The organism is Microbacterium sp. R1 (assembly GCF_015159725.1).
Lineage (GTDB): Bacteria > Actinomycetota > Actinomycetes > Actinomycetales > Microbacteriaceae > Microbacterium > Microbacterium oxydans.
In genome coordinates, this window is record NZ_JADDUD010000007.1 from 104,745 (window position 1) to 126,168 (window position 21,424).

Consider the following 21,424-nt stretch of genomic DNA (forward strand, 5'->3'; position numbering starts at 1 on the left):
GGATGTCGCCTCAGTCGCTGTAGTACTCGCTGCGGTGACGATCCGGCCGGGCGCGGTTCAGAACCGTGCCGAGGATGCGGGCACCGCCCGACTCGAGCGACTTGATGCTCTTGGCGAGAGCGGCGCGGCGCGTCTTCGTCGCGTCGACCACGAGGATCACGCCGTCGGTCTGGGTGGCGAAGAGGTTGGCGTCGGCCACGCTGAGGATCGGCGGGGAATCGATGACCACGTAGTCGTACTCCGCTGCGGCGAAGTCGAGGAGCTGGTTCATGCGCGCCGACGTCAGGAGCTCCGCCGGATTCGGCGGGATGGTACCTGCGGGCAGGATATCGAGCGTGCTGTCGGCGACACTGTGCTTGGCGACCTCGAACTCGACTTCGTCCAGCAGCACGCTGGTCAGACCGATCGAGCCGTCGATGCCCGCGTGCTCGTGCGCCCGCGGCCGCCGCATGTCGGCGTCGATCAGCAGCACCGAGTTGCGCAGACCGGCGAGGGTCATGGCCAGGTTGACCGAGATGGTCGACTTGCCCTCCGCCGGCATGCCCGACGTCACCAGCAGCACCTTCACCCGCGAGGAGACGTTCGCGTAGGCCAGAGCCGAACGGATACGGCGGAACTCCTCCGAGGTGTGGCCGAGCGGCTCCTGCGCGACGGCGATGCCCCGCATGGCCAGGAGAGGCGACTTCGAGACGACGCCCAGAACAGGGTCGCCACCCGCCTCCGTCAGCGTCTCCTCGTTGCGCATACGGGTGTCGAGCACTCCGATGAGCACCGCGATGGCGAGGCCCAGGACGCCCCCGAGGAAGCCTCCGAGAAGGGCATCGCGCGGCTTGCTCGGCGTGAACTGGAACTCAGGCACGACCGCGTCGTCGATGACCTGCGCCGTGATCGTCGATTCGCCCTGCGGGTCCTTGGGCGCCACGTCCTTGACCACGATGATGAGCTGGTCCGCCACGGCATCGGCCAGCTCGGCCGCTGCCTTCGGATCATCCGTGATCCCCGTGATCCGCAACGTGACCGTGCTCTGGGGGATCGTGACCTCGATGTCCCTTGCGAGGGCTCGCGGAGTCGTGTCGAGCCCCAGCTCCTCGATGACGGGGTCGAGCACCCGCGAGCTGGTCGCCAACTGGGCGAACGACAGCATCTGGCTCTGCGTGTACACAGAGCCCTGGTTGAGGTCAGAGGCGCTGGTTCCCTGATTCAGGGCGAAGTACAACGAGGTCGTCGCCTGGAACAGGGGGGTCTGCAACGAGGCGTACCCGAAGGACCCTGCAGCCCCGACGACCGCGCAGAGCACGATCGCCCACCAGAACTTGCGCAACGAGCTGGCGATCACGCGCAGACTCACCCGGCTCTCGCCCATGACTCCCCATTCCCCCTGAGACTTCGATTCTAGAGGTGTTCGTTCCTGCGACCTCATGATTGTGCAGGGGGCTTCCCGACGAGGCGCTGCCGGTGCACGGGTCCGAGCCCGTCTTGGAGTGCTTCCTCTGACTGCTGCCCCCCTCTGCCGATCACGTCCGCGTCGCGCGCCCACGTGATCGCCAGGCCCACGCAGAACCAGAGGAACATGCTGTACTGCGTGATCAACGCCACCACCACGAGGCTCGGCAGCTGTCCGACGACGGCGATCGACGCCGGGCTCCTGGTCGAGCGTCGTACGGTCATGATCGCCGCGCAGACCAGGGCGGCCATGATCAGCAGTGTGGGGACGTACCCGTACCGGAGCAGAGTGAGGACGAGCGCGTTGTCGACGGAGCGCGCGAAGTAGCCGAGGTAGTAGTCCCCCGAGACGAGCGAGTGCCAGTCCCCCGGGTTGCCGAAGAGCTGCACCTGCTGGAGGAGCACCAGGAGATCGGTCCGGTAGTCCGCGCTGCCGCCCGCCTCGTCACCCGCCGCCCCGAAGACGGAGTCGATGATCGGGATGGCGATGGCGGTGCCGATGACACCGGCTGTGACGACGGCGACCCGGAACCGCGTGGACACCCCGACGATGAGGAACGTGGACAGCACCAGCGTGAGCACGAGGGTGAGCTGTCCGGCGCGGCTGAACGTCAGCACCGTCGCCACCGCGACGATCACCACGCCGCCGATCTTCGGGATCAGCCGCCACTTCGTCGCCACGATGAACGCCGACGACATCGCCAGCGCCGCTCCCAGGGCGATCGAGTGGCCGAACGCGCCCTCGACCCTCAGCACCCCGCCGCGTTCCTGGAGAGGACTCCAGGTGTCGTAGACCACGCCGGATCCGGGGATCAGGACGAAGGGATTGAGGGAGGTGAAGAACTCGATGATGCCGAGGACGGCTGCCACGATGGCGACGACCGCGATCGTCGACGTGACCCATTCCGGCGCGACCCGGGCGAGCACCACGCGTCCCCAGAGATAGGGGATGACCCATTCGAGCAGAGCGGCGACGAGCGACGGGAGATCGACCGTTCCGAAGCCGTACAGCCCGACGATCACGATGACGAATGCCACGACCCAGGCATCTGCGGCGCGCAGCGGGACGACCGACCAGTTGACGATGATCATCAGGGCGGTCAGCAGCGTGATCGCGGCCCAGTAGAAGCCGATGTTGACGCCGACCCAGAGCGGCACGAAGAAGAGGACGCAGGCCCAGCCCACGAACGCCGTGCGCGGCAGCAGCCTGAGCACGAACACGACGATGGCCACTGCTGCGATTCCTCCGACGGCGAGGAGCGCGATCGGAACAGCAGTGGCCATGCGTCAGGATCTTACTGGGGCGCGGTGACGCGGAACGAATCGAACGAGACGTTCAGGGGCGCCGTGGAGCTGCCCGACCGGTTGCCGCTGAGACCGACGGAACCCGCAGCGAGCGGAGTCGTGTCCGTCGCGTTGATCTGCCAGTTCGCGGGCTCTGTCGTGCCGGTCGCCCAGATCTTCGCCGAGATGGCGGTGGAGGCCGATCCGGTGACGGAGACCTTGAGGCTGTACGACGTGTTCGCCGCCCACACGAGTCCGGGTACCGCCTGCGTCAGCAGCACCGTTCCCTCGCGGTGGACCACGAGCCAGACGGTTCCGTCAGGACGGAGCCACGCACGGGCGAAGTACTTCCCGGCAGCGGTCTGCCTCGCGATCACGCCGACGTAGGCGCCGCCAGCGGCAGGAGCCTGGTCGACGCGGAACTGCGTCTCGAGGATCGCGTCGCCGATCGAGGTCGAGTTGAGCGTGGCGTGGCGGGTGTCCCCCGCGACCAGACTCAGCTTGCCCTGGCCGTCGGCGACGGTCGCCGCCGCCTGCGAACCGCCGGCGATCGTCCACGCTCCGCCCGTGACCGCGGTTCCCCAGCCGGGCCCCGCCGTGCGGTCGAACTCATCGCTCGCGAGCGCGGCCGGGTTGGGCTGAGGCTGCGGGTCGACCGGCGGTGCCGTGACCGTGACCTGCTGGGTCGCGGTGTGGGTGGCCCCCTTGTCGTCCGTCACCGTGAGGGTCACCGTGTAGGTGCCCGCCGCGGTGTACGCCCGCGAGCTGGTCGCCCCCGTGCCCGTCGATCCGTCTCCGAAGTTCCAGGCATAGGAGGCGATGGTGCCGTCCGAGTCGGTCGATGCCCCACCGTTGACGTTCACGGTCAGCCCCGTGGTCGTCGCCGTGAAGGCCGCGGTCGGCGGCACGTTCGGCTGCGGCTGCGGCTCCGGCTGCGGCTCGGGCTGCGGTGTCGCCGCCCCGAGGTTCTTCAGCGTGAAGTCGTCGAAGCTCGCCAGGTTGGTGCCGGTCGCGCTGCCTGCGCGGTAGGAGAAGACCGTCGGCGCCCCCGCGACCTGCAAGGCGGGCGTCGTGTCCGTCGTGGAGAGCTGCCAGTTGGCGGGCTCCGCAGCTCCGGCAGCCCACAGCTTCGCGCGGATGGTCGTCGTCCCGGACCCCGTCGTCTCCATGGCGAGGTTGAACGTGCTTCCCGCGGTCCAGGTGAGACCGGCGACGGCGGTGCTGGCGATCGCGGTTCCGTTGCGGTGGATCACGAGCCACGTGGTCCCGTCCGCCCGGTGCCACGCGAGTGCGCGGTACCCGTTGGAGCCGGAGCGACGTGCACCGAGTCCTTCGTAGGCCACACCCGTCGACGGGCCGGAGGCCAGCGTGTAGGTGATGCGCGCGGACGTGTCGAGGAGAGACGTTCCCTGCAGCAGCATCTCGCGCGTCTCACCCGGCGTGAGGTTCACCTTGCCGACGCCGTCGCCGACGGAGGTGACGGCGGCCGAACCGCTCATCGGCGCCCAGGTGCCGCCGATGTCGGCCGCGCCCCATCCGCTCGACACGACACGACCGAAGGAGTCGGACGCGGCGAACACCTGAGCCTGGACGGTCACGGACTTCGTGACGCTGGCCGATCCGCCGAGGCTGTCGGTCACCGTGAGCGTGATGTCGTGCGCACCGGGCTGGGCGTAGGTGTGACCGGCGGTCGCACCGCTGCCCGCGGCCGTGCCGTCACCCCAGTTCCAGGAGTACGACAGCGTCGCGCCGTCGGAGGCGCTCGAGCCCGCGGCCGAGACGTCCACGTTCATCCCCGACGCCGTCGCGGTGAAGGTGGCGACCGGGTTCGCGTGGGTCGTGACGGACTCCCGCGTCGTCGTCGCCGTGCCACCGCGGTTGTCGGTGACCGTCAGAGTGACCGTGCGCGTGCCCGCCGAGGCGTACACGTGGCTGGCGACCTGGCCGGAGGACGTCGAACCGTCGCCCCAGTTCCAGTCGTACGAGGCGATCGTGCCGTCCGAATCGGTCGATGCCGAGGCGTCGGCCGAGACCGAGAGCCCGGTGCCCGACAGCTCGAAGGACGCGGTCGGAAGGACGTTGGCCGCCTGCACCGTGACGGGGTTCTCCGTCGTGGTGGCCAGGCCGTTGCTGTCGGTCACGGTGAGCTTGACGGTGTACGTGCCCGCCGCCGTGTAGGTGTGCGACACCGTCTTACCCGTCGCGGTGGCCGAGTCGTCCCCGAAGTCCCAGCGGTAGCCGGTGATCGTGGCCGAGCCGGTCGGCGCGGACGTGCTGGCGTCGAATGCCACGGCGAGATCCGTCGGCGTCGAGGTGAAGGCCGCGGTCGGCGGCTGGAAGCCCTTGCCGATGCCGTAGTGGGTCTGCACCTGCGCGGCGGTGAGCGCGTAGGGGTACACCGCGACCTCGTCGAGAGCTCCCTTGAAGTTGCTCGAGCTCGGTGCGGAGGGCCAGCTGTTGAGGTTGTCCCCGCCGACACGCCAGTACCCGACGTAGTTCTCGGCGGTGGTCGCGCCGGCCGCGGACGAGACGAGCACGCCGTCGATGTACAGCTTCATGCCGTCAGCGCTCTGCGTGGCCACCGCATGGTGCCAGGCGTTGTTGTTCAGCGCCGTGGTGTTCTGGATCGTCTGCGTGCTGCCGTTGTAGGTGCCGAACACCAGACGCCCGTTGTTCGTCATGTAGAGATGACGGTCGTAGCTCGTGGAGTCACCCGAGGCCGCCGACCCGTAGCCGAGCAGCTTGCCACCGGTGGTGGTGTTGGTCTTGAACCACAGCTCCGTGGAGAACTCCGTCGATGCGGCGATCTTGTCGGTCGAAGAGGCTCGCCCCGACGAGGTTCCGCTGAACGTCGATGCGCCGGTCGCAGTGTTCTCCACGCCCGAAGCCGACGACGTCACGCCGGAGCCGAACACGGGAGGGTTCGCGCCCGCCCAGTCCTGCGCCGCGGTGCCCAGCGGGTAGTAGAGCTGCGGGTTGTCGGCCGAGATCGCGTTCGTGTAGCTCGAGACCGTTCCCGATGCGACCGTGACGCTCATGGCCTGGCTGCTGACGGTGTTTCCCGCGCTGTCCTTGGCGCTGACCGTGTACTCCTGCTGCGATCCCGGTGTCGCCGTCTTGTCCTCGAGGGTGACGGACGGCCGGTTCCACCACGTGCCGTTGGCTGTGGTCGTGGCGACCGGCGTGGCCGTGCCGGTGCGACGGAGCTCGTACGTGAGCGTCAGATCGTCGCGGTCCCAGTTGGCCGGGATCGACACCCGGACGCGACCGGGGATGAACGACTGCGCCGTGCCGGTCCAGTTCGCCGCCGCGAGACGGGGACCGTCCTTGGCTCCGCCAGGGGGGTTCGTCGAGAAGCGCACGAGTCCCTCGAAGCGGCCGTTGTTCACGGACCGGAACTCACCGCCGATCGAGATCATGTTGCCGGCGCCCGTGATCGACAGACCGGCCTGTCCCATGCCCGTCGTCACACCGACGGCCCAGTCGGGCGTCCAGGCGTAGGGCGACGGTGCAGGAGTGCCCGCCCAGTTCTTGTAGGTGCCGCCGGCTGCGGGCTGGTTGCCCAGCGAGCCGCGAGCATCCGCCGTGTACGCCTCCGAGTAGCGGTGCGTGCGCGGGTTCTGCTCCGGGTGCAGGCTCATCGTGCCGCACGCGTGCGTGTGGCTGGTCGTGTAGACGACCTTGCCGGTGGAGTACACGCCGTAGTGGTCACCGAGGCAGTCGGCGATCCAGCGGACCTGGCCCGTCCCTGCTTCCGCCGCGAAGGTCCCCTCCAGGTTTCCCGTGGCGGCGTCGGCGTAGACCCAGCCGGTGCCGTACACGGCCTTGTCGTCGGCGGCGAGACCGAAGATGCCGGCCTTGCCGGAGTTCGAGCCCGTGTTCGAGCCGTTCTTGACCGTCTGCGGGAGTGCCCAGGACGTGTCGACCGCGCCGGTCGCCTTGTCCAGTGCCACGGTTCCGCGCATCGTCAGGTCGCCGTTGACCTGCGAGAAGCGCCCGGCGGCGATGACGTTCTGCCCCGCGGGGTCCATGACCATCGCGTCGACTTGGAGGTCGGTCTGCGGCGCCCAGCTCAACAGGGCTCCGTTGGCGGCGTTGAAGCCGGCGAGGTTCTTACGGGCGGTGCCGTTGCCCTGCGTGAACAGCCCGCCCACGTAGACGCTGGTGCCGGAGGTTGCGAGGGCGTAGACACCGCTGCCGCCGATCGACGGGTTGAAGCCGGCCACGAGCTGGCCGGTCACGGCATCGAGGGCCGCGAAGTTCCAGCGGGCCTGACCGTTGACGGAGTTGAACGATCCGCCGATGTAGATGCGGCTGCCGTCCGGCGACGCGGCGACGGCCTTGATCACACCGTTCACCTGCGGCGCGAACGAGAGCAGCTGACCCGTGTTGATGTCGTAGGCGAGCACGTTGGAGCGGGCCGTCAGGCTCGTTCCCGGCGTGGCGAGCGGGGCCCTGGCGTTGTCGAACTTGCCGACCGCATAGACGGTCGACCCGATCATCGTCTGCGCCCAGACGTAGCCGTTGTCGATCTGCACCGTCGGAATCGGATCCGAGGTGACGACGTTGTCGTCACGCTGCAGCAGAGGCGGTGGGGTCGAGGGGACGTCTGCTGACGCCGCCTGCGCTCCCAGTGTCGTCATGCCTGCGACGAGCAACGCCGCCGTCACGACAGACGCGAGTGCGCTCAGCGCTCGCCTCGTGGTCGATGTGTTCCCCATAGTGACTCCCCAGCCGCCAGTTTTCTTCTTCGAAAATGAGTTAGTGCAATGAAAAACGAAAGTGATGCGAGTGATTACGTGCGCGTCAGGACAGCTGGCCGGCGAAGGTGGCCACCGGCTCGCCTGCGGCGTAGTTGACGCTGATCTTCACCGAGCGCCCCTGCGTCGGATCGAGCATGAAGACGTAGGTGCCGGTGGTCTTCGCGCCCGCGGCGACCTCACCCTGCAGGGGTTCGTTCGGGCCGGCAGTCGTGGAGACCCCGATGTCGCCGTCGTCCGTGACGAGACTGACGACCGCGGAGTCGACGCTCTGCGCACGCTTCGAGTCGTTGGCCACGGTCAGCGTGACGACCACGGCGGGTCCGGCGTACTCGCCGGGCGTCTCGGGCTTGATCGTCGTGGTCGAGATCTTGTCGATCGTGACGACCATGTCGGTGGAGAGGGAGATGGGCGCGTCGAGCGCTCCGTTCTCCTCTGTGAGCGCCGGGCCTTCCGTGGGCCCCTGGGCCTCGGTGTCGGCGGGCGGCGTCCAGTCGGTGGTGCTGGTGCCTGCCGGCGCCGGCGATTCCGAAGCGCTCGGCGCGGCAGCGGTGCAACCGGCCGTCACGAGTGCCAGCGCCACCAGAGGCGCGACGAAGATCGCGCGTCGTGAGCGCGAAGTGCCGTCCCCAGAACGGCATGATGAAACGTTGAACACTGCAGCTCCCCAGAACCCAGATTCCTCAATCCCGAAGCCCCCTCGGCTTCAGGTCCCCTTCAACCGCGCGGAACGCGGCGTCGGCTAATCCTAGTGTGAGGTCTGGAAAACCACAAGTGCCCGGTCAGGACGCGTGTCGACGATGGCCCGTGAGCTGTGCGAGGACCGTCGCGATGGCGGCATCGACCTCGTGGATCGTCTCCAGGTGACCGCGACTCCCGTGCCGATCGGCGATGCTCGTCGGATCGACGGTCCCCCGGGCCTGGAACAGCTGACGCAGGCGTGCCCCGGGGCCCCCAGGCGGTGTCAGCGGGACGGCGCGGGAACGTGCACGGTCGAGGTGCGCCACGTACTCCACCACGCGGTCGGAGGCGGAGGACGAGAAGCCCTCCCCCAGATGGGCGGCTTCCTTGATCGTGAACATCCAGTCACGCGAACGCGGTGCCATCCTCACCAGTTCGCCACGGATGTCGCGCGATGCGGTCAGCACGATGCTCGCCTGCTCGACCTGCTCGATCGTCACCGGCTGCGCCCGATGCTCCTGCGCCCAGGCCTGCCATTCCTCGTCCTCATGGACCGAGGCCACCGCCGCGCAGATCGGGTCGCCGGCGTTCGCCCGCACACCGGCACTGCTCACGGTGATGGGGGAATCCGCGCCGAGCCCGCGACGAAGAGCCAGCTCGGCCAACGGCGACCGGCACACGTTAGCCGCGCACACGACCAGGATCTTCTCGTGCGTCATGCGGAGGCACCGAGCCTTCCGATCTCGCGGAACCACTTCACCGCGGCGAGCGCGAGGAACAGGACAGCGGCCAGGCACAGAGCGCCGTAGCCGACGAGGAATGCCGGCGTCCACCCCCACAGCACGAACACGAGGCACACCAGCCCGAAGTCCGTCGGCAGCAGGATGAGCGAGCGCAGCAGGGTCCCGCCTCCTCGCTCGTGGGTCGACGCCACCGCGTGCTTGCCCTTGAGTAGATCGTTCAGGAGCATTCCCGAGAACGTGGTCGTGGCGACGATGCTGAACACGATCGGGATCAGCAGGAGAAGAGGCGTGTCGGGAAGCACCCGATAGAGCCCGATCAGCACGGCGAGGTGTAGGGAGGCGATCTTGAGCGTGTCGATGAAGTGATCGAGCCACTCGCCCTGGGGGCTTCCCCCGCCGCGCAGACGCGCCACCTGACCGTCGGCCGAGTCCCAGGCGTAGCCGAGCACCAGCAGCAGAGCGATCAGGAGGCCCATGGGCACGTTCACGGGGCCGAACGCGATGAGGCCGATCGCGATGAAGGAGTGCACCGCGCTGATGATCGACACCTGGTTCGGGGTGAGACCGATCCGATACGCGACGGCGGCGAGCACCCGACCGATGCGCCGATTGACGTACACCGAGTAGGCGGGCGCCCCACGAGCGTGCCCCTTCTGCGCGCGTGCGAGACGGTGATAGGCGTCTACGACCATTTCCTGCCCTTCTGGCCCGAGGTGTGCGTCCGCGCGATCCGTCGGGCTTCGCGCACACCGCGAAGATAGGCCCGGATCGGAGCGGGCGACTGGATCAGCTGTCGTCGGCCACCGCGGAGGATGACCTCCCTGGCGGTGCGCGGGATGGACCGGCGCCAGCGCTGCACGGCCTCGTCATCGAGATGGCGCACGGCGTAGAGCATCCGATTGCGGATGTTGTAGTAGTAGTAGCCCTCGGACTTGGCGCGTGAGGTCTCGGGCTCCGCGCGCTGCGTGCCTCCCTCGTCGTGCACGGCCCTGGCGTCCTCGACGAGGGCCAGCGATCCGCCGGCCGACACGACACGACGCGAGAAGTCGACGTCCTCCCAGTAGAGGAAGTATTCGTCGTCGAACCCGCCGGCGAGATCCCAGACCTCGCGCGTGATCCACAGGCAGGCTCCGCTCAACCATGGTTCGAACGGCTGGGTGTCCCCGGCGTCGCGCTTGCGGCGTGCGCGCATGGTGCCGTCGGCGAGCAGGAGATCGATCCCGGCGAACCAGGTCTTGCCGTCCGAGTCCGTGATGACCGGCGAGGCGAGGGTCGTGCGCTCGGCGTCGGTGGCTGCGGCCAGTCGGCGCAGCGACGCGCGATCGATGTGCGCGTCCGGATTGATCACGAGGACGTCGGTGGCACCCTCGGCGAGCGCGCGCGTCACCCCGATGTTGACCCCGCCGCCGAAGCCCGAGTTGGATCGCGGTTCGATCAGGAGCCAGCCGTGCGCGTCGGCGATCGTCGCGGCAGCGCGCCGTTCTTCGGCGTTCGACCAGTTGTCGACGACGATGACGAGCGCATGCTGATCGATCGCGCGCGCCTCGCGCTCCACCATCACCAGGTTGCGCTCGAGCAACCCCGCCGAGGCGTAGTTGACCACGACCACGGCAAGCCGTCCGTGCTCGATTGACACGCGATCCTCCCCCCGGATCCGGATCACGGATCGCCTCGGGTCGCCGGTCGAATTCCCCAGAGTCGCGACCGACGTCGACTCCCAGGTGAACGACTATACGCGAGAGCTTCCTCGACGAGCGGCTCAGGGGTTCACGATACGATGAGCCGGCGTCGGAGTCGAGGCGCGATACTGCCATGGGGATGGGGCGGATGACCAGGGGACCGGAATCGAACGACATGATCAGGGTGACGATCGGCGTACCCACGTACCGGAGGCCGGAGCTGCTCCGAGCGCTGCTGCGCACGCTTCCCGAGCGGATCGCCGAGTGCGCAGACCTCGGGGTCACGGTGGACGTGCTGGTGGTGGACAACGATCCCTCCGGCTCCGCCAGGGAGGTGGCCTCCAATGCGAGCGTCCCGGTCCGCTACGTCGTCGAACCCGAGCCGGGGATCGTCGCCGCTCGCAACCGCCTCCTGGACGAGTGCGCCGACCGCGACCTGCTGGCCTTCATCGACGACGACGAGGTCCCGCGAGAGCGGTGGCTCTCCGCGCTCATCGAGGTGTGGCGCGAACACGGCGCCGATGCCGTGATGGGGCGCGTGATCTCCGTCTTCGACGAGGACGTCGACCCGTGGCTCCTCGCATCCGGCACCTTCCGACGGCCGCCAAGGGAGACGGGCACCGTGCTCCAGGTGGCAGCGGCGGGCAACCTGCTGCTGGACCTCCGCTCCATCCGGCGGCTCGGTCTGCGTTTCGACCCTTCGCTCGGTCTCGGCGGCGGCGAGGACACACTCTTCTCCCGGCAGCTCGCCCGCCGAGGCGGCTTGATCGTGTGGTGCAACGAGTCCGAGACGGAAGACCTCGTCGTCGCCGCGCGCCTGAGCCGCGCCTGGGCGGCACAGCGCGCCTTCAGCTCGGCGAACGCGGGCACCCGCATCCAGCTCCAGCTCACCGACGGGAAGTTCCGCCGCGGGGTGCTGCGACTGCGGGCTCTGGTCGGAGGCGTGGCCCGTATCGTCGTCGGCGCCCTGCGGAGAGCCTTCGGCGCCCTGACCTCGAACATCACCCATCACGCCAGGGGAACCCGGCTCATGCACCGCGGACGGGGCACGATCGCCGCCGCCCTCGGTCGACGCTACGACGAGTACCGACGCCCATCGGAGGATGACGCCACCATGACCGTTCCCGGATCGACCATCCGCGTGATGCAGTCGTTGGGCGCTCCCCGTCCGACGACGAACCCGTACAACAAGATGCTCGACGAAGCACTGGGCTCGACCGAGGGCCTCACGCGTCTGCGGTTCTCGTGGGGCACTGCGCTGTTCGGGCGCTACGACGCCTTCCACTGGCACTGGCCGGAGGCGAAGCTGCACGGATCCACCTGGTGGAAGTCCACGGGCAAGTATCTGCTCACCGCCGCGCTCGTCTTCCGTCACCGCCTGTCGCGTCGGATCGCCGTGGTGCGCACGGTGCACAACATCGAGCTGCCGGACGACAACGCGCCGCGCCTGTGGCTGCTGCGTTTCATCGACCGCCACACCGACTACCGGATCGTCATCAACGAGACCACCCCGCTCGCGCCCGGCACGCCGCACAGCTTGATCCTGCACGGCGACTACCGCGGCTGGTACGCGAAGTTCCCCGCTGCGGAGAAGGTTCGGGGCCAGCTCGGCTCCTTCGGCGGGATCCGCCGCTATAAGGGCCTCGAGGGGTTCATCGACGCCTATGCGGAGGCTGTCGCGGTGGAACCGGCTTTGAGCCTGCGGATCGGCGGACGCCCGTCCACCCCCGAGCTCGGCGATGACCTCCGTGCACGGACGGCAGACCTCCCCGGAGTGAGCCTGCACCTCGACTTCCTGAGCGATGCCGAGCTCGTGCAGCTCGCGACGTCTTCCGACCTCATCGTGCTGGCCTACCGGTTCATGCACAACTCGGGCAGCGTGCTCGCCGCCCTGTCGATGGACCGACCCGTGCTCGTGCCCCGCAACGAGGCGAACGAAGCGCTCGGACGCGAAGTCGGTCAGGAGTGGGTGCTCATGTACGACGGAGACCTCGATGCTCCGACCGTGGTGGAGGCGTGGCGGGCGGCGACCACGCTGACGGGTTCGCCCGACCTCTCCCGACGGGACTGGGCCGATGCAGGCCGTGCCCACGCCGACGCGTTCCGCGCGGCCGTGCGAGTGAAGCGACGCGGCGCGAAGCGCTAGACGACGGTGGGCCGCGACGCGGTCACCTCGGGGTCAGCAGCCCCCGCACCAGGGCGGCGACCATCACTTGCGTGGTGAACTGCCGCTCGACCTCGATGCGCCCGTTCCGCCCGAGCTCGGCGGCGCGCTCGGGGTGATCGAGAAGACGGAGCAGCGCGAGGGCGAGCTCGGCGGGATCCTCAGCGGGAACGAGGTGACCGGTGCGCCCCTCACCGACGTACTGGCGCATCCCCGGGGTATCGGAGACCACGACCGGACGGGCCGTCGCGAGGGCTTCGAGCGCGACAGTCATCCCGGATGCGTGGAGGTTCTCCCTGGTCGGAACGACCACGACGCTCGCCGTGGCGTAGAGGTCACGCAGCTCGGCGTGCGGCAGATGGCGGACGACCCGCACCCCCTCCGGCGGGTCGAGGTCCGAACGGGTCTGCACGACCACGTCCGTCTCCGGACGGATGGCGAGCACACGCGCGAGCGCCGCGAAGAGAGTCGCCGGGTCGCGGTCTCTGTCGTTGCCGGCGCTGACGATGCACGGCCGCGCCGGGTAGGGCCTCGCGACGAAGAAGGAGCTGTCGATGCCGAAGGGCACCGCGAACACCCGCGTCTCCGTTCCCCCCAGCATCGTGCGCAGCGGCTCGACCTGCGCCTCGCTGAGCACCCAGGCGGCCTCCGCCCTGCGCAGCATCGCCAGCATCCGCTCCGGTGCTCCGTCTGTCTCGGCCATGTCGGTGAGCCAGATCACGCCGGTGGCGAAGCGATCCCGCGGGTGCGTGGTCTGCATCCGATAGGCCGTGTTCTCATCCCAGGTGAGCGCGAGACCGCGGGCGGGACGCGGCCCCAGGGAGAGTCGCGAGCGAGCCCGTGCGATTCTGCTCGGCGGGGCGAGGTCGACCACCTCCACGGCCGCGTGGTCGCGTAGCGCATCGAAGCCGTACGGCCAGACACTGGGCACCTCTCCCCTGGCGTGGCTCTGCTCCCAGGCGCGCGCCGACTGTTCGGCTCGATGCGCCCAGGTGAGAGTCAGGGAGGGACTGCCCTCGGATTCCACGAGCCAACTATGGACCTCGCCACGGATCCTGGCAAGAGAGAAGTTCCGGAGACCGCTTCGCTCTGCCCTCGAGCCCCGCCTTCGCGCTCCGGCGCTAGAGCTCGCCGGGCTTCATCACCTCGGCGTCGATCGCCCTGATCACGCGTTGCGCCGCGGTGTCGGTGGGCGGCTCGACGCCGACCGCATGGTCCTTGCTCCGACGCTTCGGCGCGTACACGACGAGCGAGTGGAACAGGAACCGGGCGAAGAACGCCACGATGAGCGAGAGGCCTGTCGCGACGACGCTCGAGATGTGCCACGACTCGACCATCAGCGCCATCACCGGGATGCGCAGAGCCGCCTCGACGTTGTTGAAGGCGAAGGAGCTGGCGAAGCGGATGCCGAGACCGCGGGCATCCGTGCGCATGTCGGCGAACACGAACCGCTCCTGCAGCAGGAAGTTGCCGACGATCGTGACCTCGGCTCCGATGATCGCCGCCCAGATGTACGGCACGCCCGCGGCCGTCAGCACCCACATGATGCCGAGGTTCGCTGCTGCTCCGATCACGCCGATCAGTGCGAACAGCGACATCTTGCCGAAGCGCAGTCGCGCGAGGTGCTCGAGGAACATCGCCCCCTGACGCAGGCTCGCCTTCGAGGTGCCGTGGCGACGCTCGGCGAACTCCATCGGCACCTCGGTGATGCGCATGTCGTTGCGGGCCAGGATCTCCAGGAGGATCTTGAAACCGCGAGGCTGGAGCGTGGAGAGGTCGAGGCGCGCGCGGTCGACGAGGAAGAAACCGGTCATCGGGTCGGTGCTGTGGGCCAGGCGGATCGGGAACATGGCCCTGGTGAGCCAGGTCGCCACGCGGGAGACGCCGAAGCGCACCGCCGTGCCGAGACCGCTCGTATCCCCTCCGCCGACGTAGCGCGACGCGGCGACGACATCGGCGTCCCCCTGCGCATACCGGGCGAGGAGGGCGGGGAGGAGCTCGGGCGGATGCTGGAGATCGCCGTCCATCACGATGCAGACGTCGGCCGCGGCAGCCCCGAGCCCGACGACGACCGCGCCGCCCAGGCCCCCGGTGTTCTCGGAGCGGTGGAGCACGCGCACGGGGATCGGCGCGTCCGCCGCGACCCTGGCGATCTCGACTGCCGTATCGTCCGTGCTGTCGTCGACGAACAGGATCTCCGCGTCCCACCCGTCGAGCGCTGCGGCCGTGCGCGCCACGAGCTCGGCGACGTTGTCGCGCTCGTTGAACGTCGGCACGATGACCGTGACCCGTGCCCCCACGTCCGCCCCCTGTCCCTCACGCGCATCGCGTGCGGCCTCCATCGTTCCACGGGTTCCTATGCGGAAGGAAACCCGAACCTGCTAGACTCTCGAACCGCGGCTGTGGGAGTCGCGGAGCGGATGGGGATCCGCTTACTGGGGAATTACTGATCTGGGGAGATCATGGGGACGCGTATCGGCTATGCCGTTGGTGCTTTCGACCTGTTTCACGTCGGGCATCTGAATCTACTTCGTCACGCCAAGCAGCACTGCGACATTCTGATCGCCGGTGTCGTCAGCGACGAGATGCTGCGTCAGGTGAAGGGCATCGAGCCCGTCATCCCGACCGCGGAGCGTGCGGAGATAGTGAAGCACATCTCGTTCGTCGACGACGTCTACGTCGAGACGACGCCTTCGAAGATGGACTCGTGGCGCGACGTGCAGTTCACGCACTTCTTCAAGGGCGACGACTGGCGCGGCACCGACAAGGGCCTGCGCTTGGAGCGCGAGTTCGCCGAGGTCGGGGTCGAGGTCGTGTACTTCCCGTACACGGCGCACACGTCGAGTTCGTCGCTGCGCCGCGCCCTCGACGCGATCACCGCCGGGGCGAACGCTCCCGCCGTCGCCTCGGTGCGCTGAGCGCCTGAGCGGTCACCGGGGTCACCCGGTCGATCCGCCCGGTCTGCCTTCGCGCGGCTCTGTCTGCCTTCGCGCGGCTCTGTCGGCCCTCGCGCGGCTCAGTCGGCCCTCGCGCAGCTCAATTGGCCCTCGCGCAGCTCAATTGGCCCTCGCGCAGCTCAATTGGCGACGCCGAGGAGGCTCCGCGCCATGCGGGCCACGTGCGGTGGCGTGTGCGGCCCGAGCCAGACCGTCCACTGCGAAGGCGGCTCGCTGCAGGCCCATTCGACGCACCAGGCATGCACCGCGTTCGCAAGCCTCTCTCCTCGCGTGTGGGCCCTGGTACCGTCTCCGCGAACCAGCCACCGCACCGACACCCCGTCGGGGACGTCGATGTGTCGGAGCTGGATACGCGCCGCCGCCTCGAGGATGACGACCCCCTGGGCGTCCCACGGCAGCCGCGCGGCGATGCGTGCGATGAACCCGGCATCGGCCGCATCGCCGGCGATGAGCACGGCACCCTCGATGTCGTCCCAGTCGGGGTCTTCCAGGTGTTCGCATGCGCCCATGCCCCCAGTGTAAGTAAGGGCACCCTTACTTACAAGAGATGGATCCGATGCGGCGCTCCGTCTCGGCGCTAACGCGCTCTCCCTCACCTCGTCAACCACCTGTGCCGTGGCGCTCAGCGGGAGCATCCTGCTGGCGTGAACAGACCATCGTCACGCCGCGAACGCTTCCAGCCGCGGGCGGCCTCGATCCTCGGCGCCCTGCTCCTGGCGACCTCGCTCAGCGGCTGCGGCGTCACCGTGCCCGCCGACCCGGACGGAACGCTGAGCACCGTGTCGGGCGGCGAACTGCGCGTCGGAACCGCGCCGGACGGCGACCTCGTCCATGTCGACGGTGGTGCGCCGAGCGGGAGCATCGTCGACCTGGTGGATGAGTTCGCCTCGAGCATCGACGCAGAGACCGACTGGACGGTCGCCTCGGAGGAGACGCTGGTGTCGATGCTCGAGGACGGCGAGCTCGACCTCATCGCCGGAGGTATCACCTCAGACACCCCGTGGGTGGACAAGGCCGGCGTGAGCCGTGGATACACGCAGATCCAGGGGGCGAACGGTCGCGAGATCGTCATGCTCGTCCCGCTCGGCGAGAACGCGTTCCTGACGAAGCTCGAGACCTTCCTCGACGAGGAGGTCGGCGGATGACCGAGACCGGGCAGTTCGGGCGCACCACCCTGCCGCCGAAGCAGCAGCGCGCGATCCGCAGCGCGGTGAAGTGGGAGATCTTCACGATCGTCTACACGTCGATCACGATCGCCGTCATCGCTCTCGTGGTCGGGGAGTCGCAGGCGATGCGGACCGCGTGGATCGAGGACATGCTGTCGCTGATCCCGCAGATTGCGTTCCTCACGGCTCTGCTCCTCGTGCGGCGTCGACCGACAAGGAAACACCCGTACGGCCTGCATCGCGCCATGGGCGTCGGCCACCTCGTCGCGGGTGTCGCGCTCCTGGCCGTCGGTCTGAACCTCGCCGTCGAGGCCATCACCGGACTGGTCGCCGCCGAGCACCCGACGATCGGCACGGTGCAGTTGTTCGGGCAGACCGTCTGGCTGGGTTGGCTCATGGTCGCCGTGATGGTCGTCGTCATCATCGGCCCCGTGTTCATGTACGGCCCGGCCAAGTCGAAGCTCGCCCCCGTGCTGCACAACAAACTCCTCTTCGCCGACGCCGACATGGCGAAGGCCGACTGGCAGACCACGGTGGCATCGATCGTCGGGGTGCTCGGCGTGGGTGTCGGGCTCTGGTGGCTGGACGGCGTGGCGGCGCTCTTCATCTCGCTCGGGATCATCTGGGACGGCTTCCGCAACACGAGGACGGCCGTGGTCGATCTGATGGATCAGCGCGCGCGCACGTACGACAGCAAGCACCCGCATCCCCTCGCCGCCGACATCGTGTCGTATCTGCGCAGTCGCCCGTGGATCGCCGAGGCAGGGGTGCGCATGCGCGATCAGGGTCAGGTCTTCCACATCGAGGCCTTCGTCGTGCCGCACCGACGCAAGGTCGCGCTGCATGATCTGACCGCGGTCGCCGAGGGGATCACCGACATCGACTGGAAGATGCAGGACGTCGTGGTGGTGCCGGTGGAGAGACTGCCCGACGAAGCGGACACCGGTCGATGAACGCCCAGCCGCCACTCAGCGCCAGCCCCTCCGGGCGGCCGTAGGCTGGGTGCATGACTTCTCCTGCCTCCGACACCATCACGATGTTCGGCGCCGACTGGTGCCGCGACTGCATCCGCACCAAGAAGCAGCTCGACGCGCTCGGGGTGGAGTACACGTATGTCGACCTCGTCGCCGAGCCCGCGGCCGCAGACGTCGCGAAGGAGATCTCGGGCCGTACCAACATCCCCGTCGTCGTGTACCCCGATGCCTCGCACCACGTGGAGCCGTCGAACGCCGACGTCGAGTCGAAGCTGCGCGAGCTCTCGCTGATCTGATCCGGCCGCATCGCGCCGCTACACTGGCGCGATGAGCACCGAGGCTCGGCCCGAACGAGCATCAGTCCGCCTGTCTCCCCGCACGATCGTGCTGTACGCGATCGGCTCGCTCGGCACCGGCGGCTATGCCACGTTGCCCGGGCTGGTGCTTACCTACTTCCTCACGGACAACCTCGGCGTCGCCGCGCTCGCTGCGGGGATGATCGTGACGGCCGCGAAGATCTGGGATGTGCTGATCGATCCGCTGATCGGCGCCGCATCCGATCGTCAGCTCGCCCGCACCGGATCGCGTCGCGGTTTCATGGTCACCGGCGCGCTCGCACTCCCCGTCTTCTTCGCCCTCACGTTCGCGGTACCGCCGTCGTGGGGTCCGACCGCCGGAGCGATCAGCGTACTGCTGGCCTTCCTCGCGACCGCGACGGCCTTCAGCCTCTTCCAGGTGCCGTACGTCGCTCTGCCGGCTGAACTGACCGGCAATTACGACGAGCGCACACGTCTGCTCGGGTGGCGCGTGGTCGTGCTCACGGCGGCCATCCTGTTGTTCGGCGCCGGCGGCCCGGCGTTGCGCAACGCCGGTGACGACCCCGTCATGGGCTACCTCCTGATGGGCATCGCCTCCGGGCTCGTGATCGGCATCGGGATGCTCATCGCCTCCCGCACAGCGGGCGTCGCCGCCGAACGCGGCGCGGTCACGCCCGGCGCGGCCGTCGCCGCATCCACGTGGCGTGATCAGTACATGTCGGGCTTCCGGGCACTCGGACGCAGCCAGCCCTTCCGCGCGCTGCTGGGCACCTTCGTCCTGCAGGCCCTCGCGACCGGGACGATGCTCGCCGGCGCGCAGTACGTCGCCACGTGGGTGCTGCGCTCGGAGGATGCGGTGACGTTCGTGTTCGTCGCGCTCGTGGGCCCGGCGCTGCTCGCGACCCCGGGGTGGACGGTCATCGCCCGACGCGTGGGCAAGGAGCGGGCCTTCGCGATGGCCAGCGCGCTGTTCACGGCTGCTGCCGCATCGCTCGTCGTGGCCGTGTGGTCGCCCGGCCTCTGGATCTACGCCTCGGTCGCCGTCGCCGGCATCGCGTACGCGGGGCTGCAGTCGCTGCCGATGGCGATGCTTCCCGATGTGATCTCGCACGACGAGCGTACGAGCGGGGCAGGGCAGGCCGGCACGTTCACCGGCATCTGGACCGCCGGGGAGACGGTGGGGTTCGCCCTGGGCGCGACGGCGGTGTCCCTGACCCTTGCAGCGACCGGGTACGTCTCGACCGTCGCCGGCACCACCGTCGAGCAACCGGCGGCCGCGGTGACGGGCATCGTCCTCAGCTTCAGCATCCTGCCCGCCGTGTTGATGGCCGGCAGCCTGGTGACGCTCCGCCGCTACCGACTGCGCCGCGCGGACATCGATGCCCTCGAGACCTCCGACGCCTAAGCTGGGATCCCGTCCGAAGGAGACGTCGATGACTTCTGCGAGCACAACCGCCACCTCCCCAGCGGCCGCCGCTGCCGACTCGAAGAGCGCGTCGAAGGGTGCGCCGAAGAACGAAGCGCCGGGGCTGGGCGAAGGCGAACGGGAGCGGCTCGACACCGCTGTCGACGCCCTCCAGGTCGGAGCGCGCACGTGGTCGGCGCTCACGGTCGCCCAGCGGGTGACGCTGCTGCGGGCGGTTCGGACGAGCGTGGCCTCGACGGCCGAGGACTGGGCGAACACGGCCGCATCCTCGAAGGGCCTGGACGCGCGCCATCCCCTCCGCGGCGAGGAGTGGCTGAGCGGTCCCTACAGTGTGCTCGGTGCTCTCGACGCCTACATCGAGACGCTCTCCCGTCTCGCGAACGGTGCCAACCCCCTCGACGGGATCTCCATCGATCGCGCACCGGGCGGACGCACCCGCGTACACGCCTTCCCTCTCACGGGCATCGACAGGTTCCTGCTGTCCGGATTCACGGGCGAGGTCTGGCTGGAACCGGGGATCACCCCGGGAGCGGCACGCGCATCAGCCGGTCTCGCGCAGCGCACGCCCACCGAGTCGGGCGGCGTCGGCCTCGTGCTCGGCGCGGGGAACGTGACCTCGATCCCGGTGCTCGATGTGCTCTACGAACTGCTCGCCCACAACCGCACGGCACTGCTCAAGGTGAACCCCACGCAGGACGCGCTGGTGCCCGTGTACAAGCGCGCGCTCGCGCCCCTCATCGAGCCCGGCTTCCTGCGCATCGTCCGCGGCGGGCCCGCCACCGGCTCGTATCTCACCGGTCATCCAGGCCTCGTGCACGTGCACATCACCGGCTCGGCGGCGACGTTCGACACCATCGTCTGGGGCCCGTCGAAGGGTGACGGCGCATCCGCGACGAAGCGACGTCGACGCGAGAACCGTCCACTGCTGAAGAAGCCGATCACGGCAGAGCTGGGCGGCGTCTCGCCGATCATCGTGGTGCCTGGCGCGTGGACCGACGCCGACCTCACCTACCAGGCCGAGCACATCGTGACGATGCGCCTGCAGAACTGCGGTCACAACTGCATCGCGGGCCAGGTCGTGATCATGTCGTCCGACTGGGACCAGGCCGACGCCTTCCGCGCAGCCCTGCGACGTGCGTATGCGAACGCCCCCGAGCGCCCGATCTGGTACCCGGGATCACCCTCGCGGATGGAGCTCGCGACCGACGCCTACCCCGATGCCCTCGTGCTCGGCGACAGACTGCTCGTCGAGATCGATGCCGACGACGATCCGACCGCCCTGGAGAACACCGAGTACTTCGCACCGGTGCTGGGCGTCGTCACCGTGCCCGGCACGGGCCAGGAGTTCCTCGACGCCGCTGTCGCCCACGCGAACGACAGACTGCAGGGGACCCTCGGCGCGAACCTGCTGATCGACCCCGCGACCGAGAAGTCGCTCGGCACCGGCTTCGAACGGGCCATCGCCGCGCTCCACTACGGCTCCATCGCGATCAACGGCTGGACCGCATTCGGGTTCATCACCCCTACCCTCACCTGGGGCGCGTTCCCCGGCGGCACGATCGACGACGTCGGGAGCGGCATCGGCGTCGTGCACAACGCCCTCCTGCTCGACGGGGTCGAGCGCTCCGTGCTGCGTGGCCCCTTCCGCCCGTTCCCGCGGTCGCTCCCGATCGCGAACGGGGGCGGACGCCTCACCATCCTGCCGAAGCCGCCGTGGTTCGTCTCCTCGCGGACCGGCGCCGCAGTGAGCGAAGGGCTGACCCGCTATCGGGTGGACGGCCGCATCAGCGGACTCGTGAAGACCCTGATGAAGGCGCTGCGGGCCTGACG

General features: G+C 68.9%; 17 protein-coding genes. 7 read left to right on the forward strand and 10 right to left on the reverse strand.

The features are described from left to right. Positions 1-10 precede the first annotated feature (10 nt). The 7 genes from ILP86_RS19290 to ILP86_RS19320 all read right to left on the reverse strand — a co-directional run bounded on the left by ILP86_RS19290 (position 11) and on the right by ILP86_RS19320 (position 10,547). A complete protein-coding gene (locus ILP86_RS19290) occupies positions 11-1,363 on the reverse strand; it encodes a polysaccharide biosynthesis tyrosine autokinase (RefSeq protein ID WP_052748602.1) in 1,353 nt (450 codons plus the stop codon). Positions 1,364-1,416: 53 nt separating this feature from the next. Beyond that, positions 1,417-2,727, reverse strand: a complete 1,311-nt coding sequence (locus ILP86_RS19295) for a hypothetical protein (protein WP_061017332.1) — start codon at positions 2,725-2,727, stop codon at positions 1,417-1,419. Positions 2,728-2,738: 11 nt separating this feature from the next. Then, entirely contained in the window at positions 2,739-7,448 is a 4,710-nt protein-coding gene (locus ILP86_RS19300) for a PKD domain-containing protein (RefSeq protein ID WP_227751424.1), read from the reverse strand. Positions 7,449-7,533: 85 nt separating this feature from the next. Further along, positions 7,534-8,070, reverse strand: coding sequence for a DUF4352 domain-containing protein (locus tag ILP86_RS19305; protein WP_113681754.1), 537 nt, complete (start codon positions 8,068-8,070; stop codon positions 7,534-7,536). Between the two features lie 199 nt (positions 8,071-8,269). Beyond that, positions 8,270-8,887, reverse strand: coding sequence for a protein tyrosine phosphatase (locus ILP86_RS19310; protein ID WP_193762707.1), 618 nt, complete (start codon positions 8,885-8,887; stop codon positions 8,270-8,272). After that, positions 8,884-9,603, reverse strand: a complete 720-nt coding sequence (locus ILP86_RS19315; protein WP_046746653.1) for a CDP-alcohol phosphatidyltransferase family protein — start codon at positions 9,601-9,603, stop codon at positions 8,884-8,886. Before ILP86_RS19315 ends, ILP86_RS19310 begins: the two co-directional genes overlap by 4 nt. After that, a complete protein-coding gene (locus ILP86_RS19320) occupies positions 9,594-10,547 on the reverse strand; it encodes a glycosyltransferase family 2 protein (protein ID WP_308431989.1) in 954 nt (317 codons plus the stop codon). The genes ILP86_RS19315 and ILP86_RS19320 overlap by 10 nt, the downstream gene beginning before the upstream one ends. Before the next feature lie 191 nt (positions 10,548-10,738). On the opposite strand from ILP86_RS19320, the gene ILP86_RS19725 reads away from it, so the two are divergent. Further along, positions 10,739-12,736, forward strand: a complete 1,998-nt coding sequence (locus ILP86_RS19725) for a glycosyltransferase (RefSeq protein ID WP_227751425.1) — start codon at positions 10,739-10,741, stop codon at positions 12,734-12,736. A gap of 22 nt (positions 12,737-12,758) precedes the next feature. On the opposite strand, the gene ILP86_RS19335 is transcribed toward ILP86_RS19725, so the two are convergent. Both ILP86_RS19335 and ILP86_RS19340 read right to left on the reverse strand, forming a co-directional pair. Next, positions 12,759-13,781 carry a glycosyltransferase family 4 protein gene (locus tag ILP86_RS19335; RefSeq protein ID WP_058631557.1) on the reverse strand — a complete coding sequence of 341 codons (1,023 nt, stop codon included), beginning with the start codon at positions 13,779-13,781 and terminating at the stop codon, positions 12,759-12,761. A gap of 94 nt (positions 13,782-13,875) precedes the next feature. Continuing rightward, entirely contained in the window at positions 13,876-15,096 is a 1,221-nt protein-coding gene (locus ILP86_RS19340; RefSeq protein WP_193762708.1) for a glycosyltransferase, read from the reverse strand. Positions 15,097-15,216: 120 nt separating this feature from the next. Here ILP86_RS19340 and ILP86_RS19345 point away from each other — a divergent pair, with 120 nt between their 5' ends. Further along, on the forward strand, positions 15,217-15,672 hold the full coding sequence (locus ILP86_RS19345; protein WP_046746655.1) for an adenylyltransferase/cytidyltransferase family protein: 456 nt from the start codon (positions 15,217-15,219) through the stop codon (positions 15,670-15,672). A gap of 158 nt (positions 15,673-15,830) precedes the next feature. On the opposite strand, the gene ILP86_RS19350 is transcribed toward ILP86_RS19345, so the two are convergent. Next, positions 15,831-16,220, reverse strand: coding sequence for an SIP domain-containing protein (locus ILP86_RS19350; protein ID WP_193762709.1), 390 nt, complete (start codon positions 16,218-16,220; stop codon positions 15,831-15,833). 135 nt (positions 16,221-16,355) lie between these two features. Here ILP86_RS19350 and ILP86_RS19355 point away from each other — a divergent pair, with 135 nt between their 5' ends. From ILP86_RS19355 to ILP86_RS19375, 5 genes are read left to right on the forward strand one after another with little or no spacing between them, the layout of a single operon-like run. Continuing rightward, positions 16,356-16,856, forward strand: coding sequence for a hypothetical protein (locus ILP86_RS19355; RefSeq protein ID WP_231589635.1), 501 nt, complete (start codon positions 16,356-16,358; stop codon positions 16,854-16,856). Beyond that, a complete protein-coding gene (locus ILP86_RS19360) occupies positions 16,853-17,830 on the forward strand; it encodes a cation transporter (RefSeq protein ID WP_193762710.1) in 978 nt (325 codons plus the stop codon). The genes ILP86_RS19355 and ILP86_RS19360 overlap by 4 nt, the downstream gene beginning before the upstream one ends. Before the next feature lie 53 nt (positions 17,831-17,883). Next, positions 17,884-18,147 (forward strand): glutaredoxin domain-containing protein, encoded by a 264-nt coding sequence (locus ILP86_RS19365; RefSeq protein WP_017831447.1) that lies wholly within the window; start codon positions 17,884-17,886, stop codon positions 18,145-18,147. 31 nt (positions 18,148-18,178) lie between these two features. Further along, positions 18,179-19,573: an MFS transporter gene (locus ILP86_RS19370; RefSeq protein ID WP_227751426.1), complete on the forward strand. Its 1,395-nt coding sequence runs from the start codon at positions 18,179-18,181 to the stop codon at positions 19,571-19,573. Positions 19,574-19,601: 28 nt separating this feature from the next. Next, positions 19,602-21,422, forward strand: a complete 1,821-nt coding sequence (locus tag ILP86_RS19375; protein WP_193762711.1) for an aldehyde dehydrogenase family protein — start codon at positions 19,602-19,604, stop codon at positions 21,420-21,422. Positions 21,423-21,424: the final 2 nt, after the last annotated feature.

Bases quoted from the DNA above. Each gene is read 5' to 3' on its own strand.
- ILP86_RS19350 (WP_193762709.1), bottom strand. From the start codon at position 16,220: ATGGGCGCATGCGAACACCTGGAAGACCCCGACTGGGACGACATCGAG.
- ILP86_RS19365 (WP_017831447.1), top strand. From the start codon at position 17,884: ATGACTTCTCCTGCCTCCGACACCATCACGATGTTCGGCGCCGACTGG.
- ILP86_RS19345 (WP_046746655.1), top strand. From the start codon at position 15,217: ATGGGGACGCGTATCGGCTATGCCGTTGGTGCTTTCGACCTGTTTCAC.
- ILP86_RS19290 (WP_052748602.1), bottom strand. From the start codon at position 1,363: ATGGGCGAGAGCCGGGTGAGTCTGCGCGTGATCGCCAGCTCGTTGCGC.
- ILP86_RS19360 (WP_193762710.1), top strand. From the start codon at position 16,853: ATGACCGAGACCGGGCAGTTCGGGCGCACCACCCTGCCGCCGAAGCAG.
- ILP86_RS19340 (WP_193762708.1), bottom strand. From the start codon at position 15,096: ATGGAGGCCGCACGCGATGCGCGTGAGGGACAGGGGGCGGACGTGGGG.
- ILP86_RS19300 (WP_227751424.1), bottom strand. From the start codon at position 7,448: ATGGGGAACACATCGACCACGAGGCGAGCGCTGAGCGCACTCGCGTCT.
- ILP86_RS19310 (WP_193762707.1), bottom strand. From the start codon at position 8,887: ATGACGCACGAGAAGATCCTGGTCGTGTGCGCGGCTAACGTGTGCCGG.
- ILP86_RS19315 (WP_046746653.1), bottom strand. From the start codon at position 9,603: ATGGTCGTAGACGCCTATCACCGTCTCGCACGCGCGCAGAAGGGGCAC.
- ILP86_RS19725 (WP_227751425.1), top strand. From the start codon at position 10,739: ATGACCAGGGGACCGGAATCGAACGACATGATCAGGGTGACGATCGGC.
- ILP86_RS19370 (WP_227751426.1), top strand. From the start codon at position 18,179: ATGAGCACCGAGGCTCGGCCCGAACGAGCATCAGTCCGCCTGTCTCCC.
- ILP86_RS19295 (WP_061017332.1), bottom strand. From the start codon at position 2,727: ATGGCCACTGCTGTTCCGATCGCGCTCCTCGCCGTCGGAGGAATCGCA.
- ILP86_RS19375 (WP_193762711.1), top strand. From the start codon at position 19,602: ATGACTTCTGCGAGCACAACCGCCACCTCCCCAGCGGCCGCCGCTGCC.